General features: G+C 70.1%; 9 protein-coding genes, 1 tRNA gene and 1 pseudogene. 4 read left to right on the top strand and 7 right to left on the bottom strand.

Features of this window, described 5'->3' with window-relative positions; genetic code table 11:
• Window positions 1-8: 8 nt before the first annotated feature.
• Entirely contained in the window at window positions 9-875 is an 867-nt protein-coding gene (locus tag AC230_RS29735; protein WP_049719415.1) for a metallophosphoesterase family protein, read from the bottom strand.
• Between the two features lie 200 nt (window positions 876-1,075).
• Between AC230_RS29735 and AC230_RS29740 the strand changes: the two genes are divergently transcribed.
• On the top strand, window positions 1,076-2,695 hold the full coding sequence (locus AC230_RS29740) for a serine/threonine-protein kinase (RefSeq protein WP_049719416.1): 1,620 nt from the start codon (window positions 1,076-1,078) through the stop codon (window positions 2,693-2,695).
• A gap of 24 nt (window positions 2,696-2,719) precedes the next feature.
• Here the strand turns inward: AC230_RS29740 and AC230_RS29745 are convergent.
• Together AC230_RS29745 and AC230_RS29750 are read right to left on the bottom strand one after the other, a co-directional pair.
• Window positions 2,720-3,264, bottom strand: a pseudogene (locus AC230_RS29745) (phosphorothioated DNA-binding restriction endonuclease family protein); the annotation flags it as partial.
• Window positions 3,265-3,403: 139 nt separating this feature from the next.
• A tRNA-Arg gene (locus tag AC230_RS29750) sits at window positions 3,404-3,476 on the bottom strand.
• A gap of 209 nt (window positions 3,477-3,685) precedes the next feature.
• Here AC230_RS29750 and AC230_RS29755 point away from each other — a divergent pair.
• The gene (locus tag AC230_RS29755) at window positions 3,686-4,576 is read left to right on the top strand and encodes an endonuclease NucS domain-containing protein (RefSeq protein ID WP_049719417.1); all 891 of its coding nucleotides are present in this window, start codon (window positions 3,686-3,688) and stop codon (window positions 4,574-4,576) included.
• A gap of 314 nt (window positions 4,577-4,890) precedes the next feature.
• On the opposite strand, the gene AC230_RS30490 is transcribed toward AC230_RS29755, so the two are convergent.
• The 3 genes from AC230_RS30490 to AC230_RS33220 are packed head-to-tail and all read right to left on the bottom strand — an operon-like array spanning window position 4,891 to window position 5,995.
• Window positions 4,891-5,202: a hypothetical protein gene (locus AC230_RS30490; RefSeq protein ID WP_053161419.1), complete on the bottom strand. Its 312-nt coding sequence runs from the start codon at window positions 5,200-5,202 to the stop codon at window positions 4,891-4,893.
• 39 nt (window positions 5,203-5,241) lie between these two features.
• Window positions 5,242-5,649, bottom strand: a complete 408-nt coding sequence (locus tag AC230_RS33215) for an HNH endonuclease (RefSeq protein WP_053161421.1) — start codon at window positions 5,647-5,649, stop codon at window positions 5,242-5,244.
• Entirely contained in the window at window positions 5,624-5,995 is a 372-nt protein-coding gene (locus AC230_RS33220; protein WP_198535634.1) for a hypothetical protein, read from the bottom strand. The genes AC230_RS33215 and AC230_RS33220 overlap by 26 nt, the downstream gene beginning before the upstream one ends.
• Before the next feature lie 752 nt (window positions 5,996-6,747).
• Between AC230_RS33220 and AC230_RS29770 the strand changes: the two genes are divergently transcribed.
• Entirely contained in the window at window positions 6,748-7,773 is a 1,026-nt protein-coding gene (locus tag AC230_RS29770) for a threonine aldolase family protein (protein ID WP_078871697.1), read from the top strand.
• Window positions 7,774-7,875: 102 nt separating this feature from the next.
• On the opposite strand, the gene AC230_RS30500 is transcribed toward AC230_RS29770, so the two are convergent.
• Window positions 7,876-8,586 (bottom strand): TetR/AcrR family transcriptional regulator C-terminal domain-containing protein, encoded by a 711-nt coding sequence (locus tag AC230_RS30500; RefSeq protein WP_053161423.1) that lies wholly within the window; start codon window positions 8,584-8,586, stop codon window positions 7,876-7,878.
• A 156-nt stretch (window positions 8,587-8,742) separates the two neighbouring features.
• On the opposite strand from AC230_RS30500, the gene AC230_RS29780 reads away from it, so the two are divergent.
• Complete coding sequence (locus AC230_RS29780) at window positions 8,743-10,245, top strand: MFS transporter (RefSeq protein WP_157868688.1); 1,503 nt, start codon at window positions 8,743-8,745, stop codon at window positions 10,243-10,245.
• Window positions 10,246-10,370: the final 125 nt, after the last annotated feature.

Here is a 10,370-nt window from a genome sequence, read left to right on the forward strand (position 1 = left end):
GTCGCTGGTCACCACACGTCGCCGGGGCGGTCCACCGGCCGGGGGAGGATCTGGCGCAGCGGCTCGCGCGGCGGCCGCTTGCGCCACTCGCGCGGGTAGCCCACCGAGACCTCCTCGAAGCGCACCCCGTCGTGCCAGGTGACGCGGGGGATGTGGAGGTGGCCGTAGACGGCCGCGGCGGCGCGGAAGCGCACGTGCCAGTCGGCGGTGAGCGTGGTGCCGCACCACTGGGCGAAGTCGGGGTAGCGCAGGACGCGGGTGGGCTCGCGCAGCAGCGGCCAGTGGTTGACGAGCACGGGCCGCAGCTCCGGCGGGAGTTCGGCGAGGCGGCGCTCGGTGTACTCGACGCGGGCCCGGCACCAGTCCTCGCGGGTGGGGTACGGGTCGGGGTGGAGGAAGTGCTCGTCGGTGCAGACGACGCCGGACTCGTAGGCGCGGCGCAGGGACTCCTCCTTGGTGTCCGCGCCGGGCACCCGGAACGAGTAGTCGTAGAGGACGAACAGCGGGGCGACGGCCACCGGCCCGCCCTCGCCCTCCCAGACGGGGTAGGGGTCCTCGGGCGTCGCGACGCCCAGCTCCCGGCACAGCTCCACCAGGCGCAGGTAGCGCTTCTCGCCCCGCAGGTCGCAGGGGTCCTTGGGCGGCGTCCACAACTCGTGGTTCCCGGGCGCCCAGATCACCTTCGCGAAGCGGCCGGCGAGCAGCCGCAGGGCCCACTCGACGTCGGCGTACTGCTCGGCGACGTCACCGGCGACGATCAGCCAGTCGCCGTCGGAGGAGGGGCGCAGGCGCTCGGTGACCTCGCGGTTCTCGGCGTAGGCGATGTGCAGGTCGCTGACGGCGAGCAGCCGTGGCTGGGGCTTCCCTTGGGGCACGTGAACGTCCTGTCCCGTCTCTCTCTCGTGCGTCGCGCTCGCCACGGACAACCCGGCGGAATCCCGGCGGAATCCAACTCGTTCCCGCCGGAGCCGCGTTCGGGTCCGTGTCCCGCGCCCGGTTGCCCACGCTAATACGGCGGTGCGCCCCTGCGGAACCCCCGACGGCTCCTGGCGGCCTGTCAGGCGATGATGGGAGCATGACGAACAACGGGGGACGGGAGCCCACGAGCTACGGACTGCGGCCGGCGGCGCCGGAGTGGCCGGCGGCCCGCGGGGCGGGCGGGGGGACGCAGGACGCGTCCTTCATGACGGCCGCCGGGGACGGGGCCCCGGGCGCGGAGCCCGGCGCGGGCCGCCGGGTGGGCGGGCGCTACCGGCTGGACTCCCGGCTGGGCCACGGCGGGATGGGCACGGTCTGGAAGGCGCACGACGAGGTCGTCGACCGGGAGGTCGCCGTCAAGGAGCCGCGCGTCCCGGAGCATCTGCCGGAGTCCGTGCGGCACAACGTCCACCAGCGGATGCGGCAGGAGGCGCGGGCGGCGGCCCGGGTCGCCCACCCGTCCGTCGTGGCCGTCCACGACGTGGTGTTCGAGGACGGCCGGCCCTGGATCGTCATGGAGCTGGTGCGCGGCCGGTCGCTGGCCGACGTCCTCGACGGGGGGACCCTGGACGTCCGCGAGGCGGCCCGGATCGGCCTCGCGGTGCTGGGCGCGCTCACCGCGGCGCACGCGGCGGGCGTGCTGCACCGGGACGTCAAGCCGGACAACATCCTGCTCGGCACGGAGGACCGGGTCGTCCTCACCGACTTCGGCATCGCGCGCATCGAGGGCGAGCAGGGCCTGACGGAGACGGGCGGCTTCGTCGGCTCGCCGGAGTACGTGGCCCCGGAGCGGGCGCTGGGCCAGCACCCCGGCCCCGCCTCCGACCTCTGGTCGCTGGGCGTCGTCCTCTACGCGGCCGTCGAGGGCATGTCCCCGTTCCGCCGCACCAACGCCCAGGCGACGATGCAGGCGATCCTCTCCGCGGAACCCCCGCGTCCGACGCGCGGCCCCGAGCCGTTCACGAACCTCCTGACCCGGCTCCTGAGCAAGGACCCGGCGGCCCGCCCGGCCCCGTCCGAGATCCGCGCGACCCTGGAGTCCCTCACCCTCCGCACGCCCCCGCCGGCCGCCCCCGCCCCCCAGGGCAACCGCTGGCTCCCCCCGGTCCTGCACCGCAACCGCAAGGCGCAGTGGAGCCTCGGCGTCGGCCTCGTCGTCGTGGCCGCCGCCGTCTCCCTCCTCGTCGTCAACCCCTTCGGCTACGGCCCGGCGACCCCGCTCCACTGGAAGGTCCGCGACGAACCGGAGGTCGTCCGCGCGTCCATCACCGTCCCCGAGGACTACGTCAAGAGCATCGACCCCGACGGCCGCGTCGTCTCCTTCAAGGACCCGGGCGGCGTCTACACCGTCTCCCTGACCCGCAAGGAGGAGGACAAGGAGAAGCACGTCACCGTCGGCTCCGCCCACGAGGAGGCCCGCAGGCTGAAGGCCCGCCTGGAGAAGGGCTCGGTCTCCGGCGTCGACGACCCGGCCGTGACCGTCACCGACGCCAAGTCCTTCCAGGGCCTCGACACCGCCGACGTCACCACCGTCCACCGCAAACCCTTCGCCGGCACCGACGACCCGAAGGCCTTCCGCCACACCCGCGTCATCGTCAACAAGTCCAGGAACAGGGCGTGGTTGATGGAGGTCGTGATGCCCGAGAAGGGCAAGGCCCGCACCCAGGGCGAGAAACTCTTCGACGAGGTCCTGCGCTACCTGAAACTCCAGGGCTAGGGGCGGCCCGGGGGCGCTCACTCCCCCCCGGAACACCTGCCGCGCATGCCACCCGATGTGCTCCCCGGCCACCACGGCCTCCCCCGCCCGCGGCCCGAGCAGCGCCCGCCCCCGCAGATCCAGCACCTGCCGCCGGGCGGCCTCACCACGCCCCGCGAACCGCCCCGAGACCACGATCCGGCGGTCCGCGGTCAGCGCACCCGCGCCGGCCGCCCGAGCAGCTCGGGCTCCCTGCGCAGGGCCTCCCGCAGCCCCGGCGCGAGCCGCCCGACCGCCCCGCTGCCGCGCAACGCCCCGACGGCCGCCCCCGGACCGCCGGGGCCGGCGTCGGTGCGCACCTCCCACACCCCGTTGCCGACGAGGTGGTGGAACGGATAGGCGGGCGTGGTCCTCCGGTTCGGCCCGAAATCCGCCGACAGCCGCTTCGGATCCGCCTCGACCTCGGAGTACGGCAGCCCCCCGCCCCCGTCCCGCTGGAACCGCCCCAGCGCGTACAGCAACAACAGCGGCTTGTGCGGCGCCCGTTCCCCGCCCTTCGCCCACTGCCGCAACGCCCCGACGCGCGTCACCCAGTCCGTCCCCCGTGCGACCCGATCGTCCCCGAGCCGCCGCCCACCTCCGGGACCTCGACGAACCCCACCCTTGGCACCCCCTCGACCAGCGAAAAACGCCCCTCCCCGGACGGGGAGAGGCGTGAAGAAAGCGGAGCGCCCCCGGCAGGACTCGAACCTGCGGCCAAGCGCTTAGAAGGCACGTGCTCTATCCACTGAGCTACGGGGGCTGACCTGCGTAAACGCAGCTTCCTAGCGCTGTCCCCCGGGTCGCGGGGGACGCATGGGGGAATCGTAGATCCCCCGTGGCTCCGGGGGTACGGGCGTCCCCCCGGATACAGGACGCAGCTTCTCACACATCCTTCACACTTCTAAGGAGCGGGCGGAAACAATCTTCCCCTCCCCGGGCGTTGCAGGTCCTGCAACCGAGGAGGGGAAGGTGTCGGGGCTGAAGCTGTTCCACACGACGAAGAGCGGTGTGACTGAGGTCACGCCGCATCTTGCTGAGGTCGAGGCGGATGTACAGGACCTCATCGAGGCGCACATGCAGACGATGCTAGGGGTGCGGTTCCTGGCGAGCGAGTACGTCATCGACTGCGTTGACGGCGGGCGGATCGACTCGCTGGGGCTCGACGAGAACAACGCACCGGTCATCGTCGAGTACAAGCGCGGCACCGACGCGGGTGTGATCAACCAGGGCCTGTACTACATGGCGTGGCTCATGGCGCACAAGGACGCCTTCCGGAACCTGGTCCGCGACCGGCTCGGGGCTGCGGTCGCGTCCCAGGTCCTGTGGAGCGCACCCCGGCTGATCTGCATCGCCGGCGACTTCACCCGCTACGACGCCCACGCCGTGCGCGAGCACCGGCGCAGCATCGACCTGGTCCGCTACCGCTTTTTCGGCAATGACCACATCGGCCTTGAGACCGTCGCCTCCGTCACGGGGCACTCGGCCACGGCCAAGCGGGTGCGCCGGCGCGCGGCCGGGCTGCCGCCTGTCCGCAGGCAGGGCGGAGCGATGGCGGAGCTGGCCGAGGCGGCCGACGAGGTGCTGCTCGGCCTCGGGGACGGCATCACCCGCGTCCAGCGCAAGCAGTACGCGGCCTACCAGCGCCTGCGGAACTTCGCCTGCGTCTGCCCGCCGCAGAAAAGCAAGCTGCTCGTCTACCTCAAGGCCGACCCGAAGAAGGTCGACCTCATCCCCGGATTCACCCGGGATGTCACGGGGCTCGGCCACCACGGCACGGGCGACCTGGAGGTGCAGCTGCGCACCGAGCGGGACCTGGAGCGTGCCCAGGACCTGTTCCGCCTCAGCTACGCCGCGGCGTAGGGGGCTCGCGAGGCTCCTGGTCGTGGACGGCCAGGAAGCACAGTTGAAGTTGGGGGTTGTCGTCGTGTGTTGCCCCTTCGACGTATCGGTCAGGGAATGGCGGTGGATCTCTAACGATGGGGGTGGATCCCCGGTTTCGGTAACCGGGGATCCACTGGTATACGGGGCCGGGCGGCCGATCGAGGCTGCTCGCTGCCACGGCCCCCTCCTGGGCCCTTCCGAGCATCCATCGGCCTGGGGCTCCGCGGTGTCCATGACGTGTGCACGGCGACCTCGATGAGGACGCTGCCAGCCTCGGTGCCGCGCGGGCTCGCCTAGAGGTGTGGCGGTGAGGCTTCCTTCCAGCCACCGTTGATGTACCAGGTGTCGGCGGCCAGGGTCCGGTACAGAGCGCTCTCCCAGCTGTTCGGGTTCGTCTTCGTCCAGCCCTCAGCGCTTCGGGCGAGGTGGTCCGCTATGCCGCTGCGGGGTCGGCCGGTGAACATGTGGAAGAGCGTGGAGAGGTGGTTCGCGACCTGGAGGCGGTAGCGTCCGTCGAGGTCGAACACGCGCAGGTGGGTTTCGAGCCGGGCGACGAGCGTCGGGTCCCAGTCGTCAGGCGCGCTGATGTAGAACCGTGCTGTCATCGGCTTCGAGCCGGTCTTTTTGATGAGGCGGGCGGCCAGCTAGGGAACGTGGAAGAGGTCGTCGTAGTACGGGTGGAGGGGCTGGTCCTCCGCAGTGGCCGGCGCTTCCTCGCCCTTGCCGGTGTTGCAGTCCCGGCAGGCGGGCACGAGATTGACCGGGACGACCGCGAGAAGCGGGTACCTGCCCTTGAGGAGCTGGTGGTCAATGGTCGTCACCTTGCTGATCCCGCACAGTGGGCAGAGTTCGTTGGCGAACAGTCCCACGAGCCGTCGTCCGCGTGCGCGCTGGTAGCCGCCGACGTAGGAGACCGCGCACAGCAGGGAACGGGCTTGGGTGGGATTGGCGACCACTCGCGGGTCGACCTGCTGGACGGTCTCGGCCACGCGCCAGTTGATCGGGGCCAGCGGGTCCGCGGGGAGATCACACTGCTCGATGGCGTAGTGCACAGCGTTGACCAGGACCTTGTGCTTGTGGCGCTGGGTCTCGGCAGCCGCGGGCCGTGCCGTCCTGTTTCAGGCGCAGAGCCTCCAGCACAGCCCGCATCACGGCGGGATCGAGTAGGTCGGTCAACGGGCGAGAGGAAGCGGCCACCCAGCGCAGCGCCAGCTGCACCTCGCCAGGAACCCGGCGTTGATCAAGCTGAGGCACCACGAAAGCCCAGTCCCGCAGCGCACGCCGCAGCAGCCGCTCGTCAGGGCGGCCCCGCGCGTCCCGCAACATCGCCAGCGTGATCGCGCACAAGGCGTCGTTGGTCTCGTCCCGGGACTTGGCCGCAATCTGCGGCCAGCGCATCCGCAGGTACTCCAGCGCGAAGGCATACCAGGTGAGGAATGCGCCCTGCCCGCAGGACGGTTTGTCCGTTCGGCGGATGCATATCTGTTCGTGGGCGGTTGTCCTGTACCGCCTGTGTCAGCACGGTGCCGAGTTCGCCGATCAGTTCCCTGATGTCCGCTCCTTGGGTTGAGCGGGAACGGCTGGCGCGCCGCCCCGCGCTCAGCCCTCTTCCGACACGCCGCGTCTCCCAGACGTGACGCGCGCGAATCGCCGTATTTCTCATGGCGCCCACCACCTGTCTGGTCTTTTTGACCAGGTGAACGCAGCGGCTCTTCGATGCCATTGCGCACAGGAGGCTCCTGGGCCAGCTGCGACGGAAGTGGCCCTGAGCGCCGAACGGGCGGGCTTCAAGGCAAGTCGGGCAGGGGCGGGCGGTCCGCGGGAAGGGTATGATCACCACGCTCCGGCGGGCAGGTCGAGCGAGCTCCCGACCGTCTCGACCGCGACTTCGTCGCTGCGGCCTCCAGCCGGTGTTGTGTGGCGGACTTCACCCACGTGAAGACCTGGTCGGCGATCGTCTACGTCGAGTTCGTCGTGGGACACCTTCTCCCGTCGGATCGTGGGCTGGTCGGCGGCCACCGTCAAGGAGACCGTCTTCGCACTGGACGCCCTGGAGATGACGATCTGGCAACCTGACCGCGACCAACGTCCCACCCAGACAGGCGCGTTGATCCACCACTCGGATGCCGGGTCGTGTTGTGCTGGTGCCCATGAACGAATCACGACCTATTGACCTACGGTCCGACACCGTCACCCGCCCTGATGCCGAGATGCGCGCGGCCATGGCCGCCGCGGAAGTGGGTGACGACGTCCTCGACGGCGACCCCACTATGCGTGAGCTTGAGGAGCGGGTGGCGCAACTACTCGGTATGGAATCCGCCTTGTGGGTTCCGAGCGGCTGTATGGGCAATACCATCGCGCTGATGCTGCATCTGCAGCGGGGGGACCGATTCCTGGCCACCCGCGCGGCCCATGTGCTGGACAATGAACTGGGCGCCGCCGCCTGGCTGGCGGGAGGCATACCGGAGCCGCTGCCCTGGGACGCTGCGCCGGGGCGCCCGTCGCCGGAGGCTGTGACGAAGGCTGCGGGCACCAACGGCCCATATTACCGGCTCCGCACGCCGTTGCTCTGTCTAGAGAACACCCACAACGCCGCTGGTGGCGCGGTCACCGGGCCCGAGGAGCAGGCAGCCCTCGTCGCAGCGGCTCGGGCTGCGGATCTACGGGTACATCTGGATGGTGCGCGGATCTGGAACGCCGCGGCGGCGCTCGGGGTCAAGCCGTCCGAGCTGACCGTCGGCGTGGACAGTGTGCAGGCGTGCCTCAGCAAGGGACTCGGAGCGCCTGTCGGTTCGCTGGTGGCTGGCTCCCGCGCGTTCGTTGAGGAAGCGCGGCGGGTACGGAAGATGCTCGGTGGAGGTGTGCGCCAAGGCGGTGTCCTGGCGGCGGCGGGGCTGGTGGCCCTCGACCGGCTGGATCGGTTGTACGAGGACCATGACGCCGCGCGCCAACTGGCCACTGGCCTGGCGGAACTCGGCTGGAAGGTACGCGAGCCTCACACGAACATCGTGCTGGCGGAGGTGGACGACCTCCACCAGTGGCTCGGTCGGCTACGGGAAGCGGGGGTGCTGGCGTCGTCGATGGACGGCTGCGTCCGGTTCGTCACGCACCGGGACGTGTCCCGCCAGGAGATCGGTGAGGCGCTGCGGCGGATAGCCGGTCGAGCGCACGGCTAATCTCCGACCATTCCGACCACTGGTGTCCTGCGGTGTGTCGGCTCGCCGGGCACCAGCGTCTCATGGCTGGTCGCCTCGGCGAGGGCCGGGACACCGCAGGTGTCACTTCGCTAGATCGTTACTGATACCGGCCAGCAAACGGTCGAGCCCGAACTCGAAGCTCTCGTCGTCGTTCGCCTTGACGAGCAGGCCGCTGAGTCGGACGAAGTTCGGGAACTCCTCACTCGGCAGTGATTCCACGAACTCACGCATCGTGTCGGCGTCTTCGGAGACACCGTCAGTCGTGCTGTCCGCCCCGGCCACCCGCTGCCGGGAGAGCTCCACCAGCACGCCGCCGATGGTGTAATTCGCGACGAGATTGTACGCGTAGGCGATGGACTCTTCCGGGTAGCCCCACCGCAGAAACGCCCCGAGGGTGTACTCGACCACGCGTAGCGCACGCGGCCCCAGAGTCGGCCGGCTCGCCGCCAGTCGCGCGGCCTCCGGGTAACGGCTGAGAACCCGGCGCACCTCGTGCAACACCCGGCGCAGGTCCGCCAGCGCCTCCCCCTCTTCCTCCGGCAGGCTCACCTCGCCGAAGATCTCGTCCAGCACCAGGTCGAGCAACTGGTCCTTGGTGGCCACGTGCCAGTACAGCGAGGTCGCCGCCGTGCCCAGGTGGGAGGCGAGCTTGCGCATGCTCAGGTCCTCAAGCCCGTGCTGTTCGAGGTAAGTCACCGCTCCGCGCACGATCTGCTCGCGGGAGAGCGGCTGTTGCCTGCGGGGCGGCTTGTCCGCCACCCAGGCCGCGCTGACTTTGGTCCTGCCGTCCATCAATGCCCCTCCGTGGGCCCGTGTGGTGTTTGCTGCCGGAGCGCCACCTAGGGTACAGTGCCCGAGAGTCGTACAGTGTACCGTCAATGGAACGTCGTACCGGAGGGGGTAGTCATGGATCGGGGTCATCCGCGCCGGTGGGCCATCTTGGGGGTGATGTGCCTTGCTGTGTTCGTGGTGTCGATCGACACCACCGTGCTCAATGTCGCCCTGCCGACCATGAGCCGTGCGCTGAGCGCGAGCATGGATCAACTCCAGTGGATGGTCGACGCATACACGCTGGGGCTGGCGGGCGTACTACTCATGGCCGGAAGCCTCTCGGACCGGTACGGCCGCAAGAAGATGCTCATGTTCGGCCTGGCCCTCTTCGGTGTGGCTTCCGCGCTGGGCGCATTCGCCCAAGAGCCGTGGCAGGTCATCGCCGCGCGCGGGCTGATGGGCGCCGGAGGGGCGTTCTTCATGCCGGGCACCTTGTCGATCCTCGTCCATGTCTTCTCCGAGGAGGAGCGTGCCACCGCGATCGGCCGCTGGGGGGCGTTCACCGCCCTGGGCATGGTGCTCGGCCCGCTGCTCGGAGGCGTACTTCTGGAGCACTTCTGGTGGGGCGCCGCCTTCGTCCTGAACGTTCCGGTCGTCGTGTTGGCTCTCGTCGGCGTCGGCGCGATCGTGCCGGAGTCCTCGGACCCGGTCGCACGCCGAGCTGACATCCCGGGCACCATCCTGTCCAGCGTCGCTATGGGCGCCGTTCTCTTCGGGGTCATCTCCGCGCCGGCCCGCGGCTGGAGCTCCGGTGTGGTGCTCACCGCATTGATCGGCGGGCTGGTGGTGCTGGCAATCTTCTTCCTGCACCAAGTGCGTGCCAAGGAGCCCATGCTCGACCTGCGACTGATGTTCTCGCGTCAGTTCCTGGGCGCCAGCAGCACCATGGCCTTCTTGATGTTCTCCCTTATAGGGGGATCCTTTGTGGTCACACAGCAGCTCCAACTGGTGCTGGGGCTGTCTCCCATGTCCGCAGGTTTGGCCACTGTGCCCCTCGCCGTCGTCGTTGTCGTGGCCTCCCCGCTCTCGCCCGCCCTCGCGAAGGCGATCGGTGCCCGCCTCACCATTACGCTCGGCCTGACCACGATGGCCATCGGCCTGGGCGTACTGGCCTTCTTCGCCCCCGGCGCAGGTTATCCGCCGGTCGCAGTGGGCCTGGTGCTGCTCGGACTCGGCATGGGCCTCGCCGTGGCTCCCGTCAACGACGTCCTCATGAGCGCCGGCCCCGCGGAGAGCTCGGGACGGTTGTCCGCCATGAACGACACGGTGCAGGAACTGGGTTCGGCCTTCGGCGTGGCCGTCATCGGCAGCGTGCTGGCGCTGGCGTATGGGCACGCACTGCCCGGCACGGTGCCGGCAGCCGTTCGGCACTCCCTGGGTGAGGCGACCGAAGCCGCACACGCCATGCCCGCGGCACAGGCTCGTTCCGTCCTCGGGGCGGCCCGAGACGCCTTCGGCCACGGTATGACCTGGTCCTTGGGGGTGTGCGCGGCGACCGCCCTGCTCGGTGCTGTGGTCGCACTGTTCCTTATCCCAGGTTCGAAGGGCAAAAAGAGCACGCCGTGCGTGGAGAGTGACGCCTCACAAGATCCAGCACAGGCCGCATCGCTCTCCAGTTGAACCGCCCGCCGGACCGGCGGGCCTCCGACGCCGGCCGGTGTGCCATCCCCGTATACCGCACACCGAGCCGGCTGGCCGGGCGGTGGCGTGGAAGCGTACGCACGGCGGCCGTAGAGGCCGCTACG

Source organism: Streptomyces caatingaensis, assembly GCF_001187435.1.
Lineage (GTDB): Bacteria > Actinomycetota > Actinomycetes > Streptomycetales > Streptomycetaceae > Streptomyces > Streptomyces caatingaensis.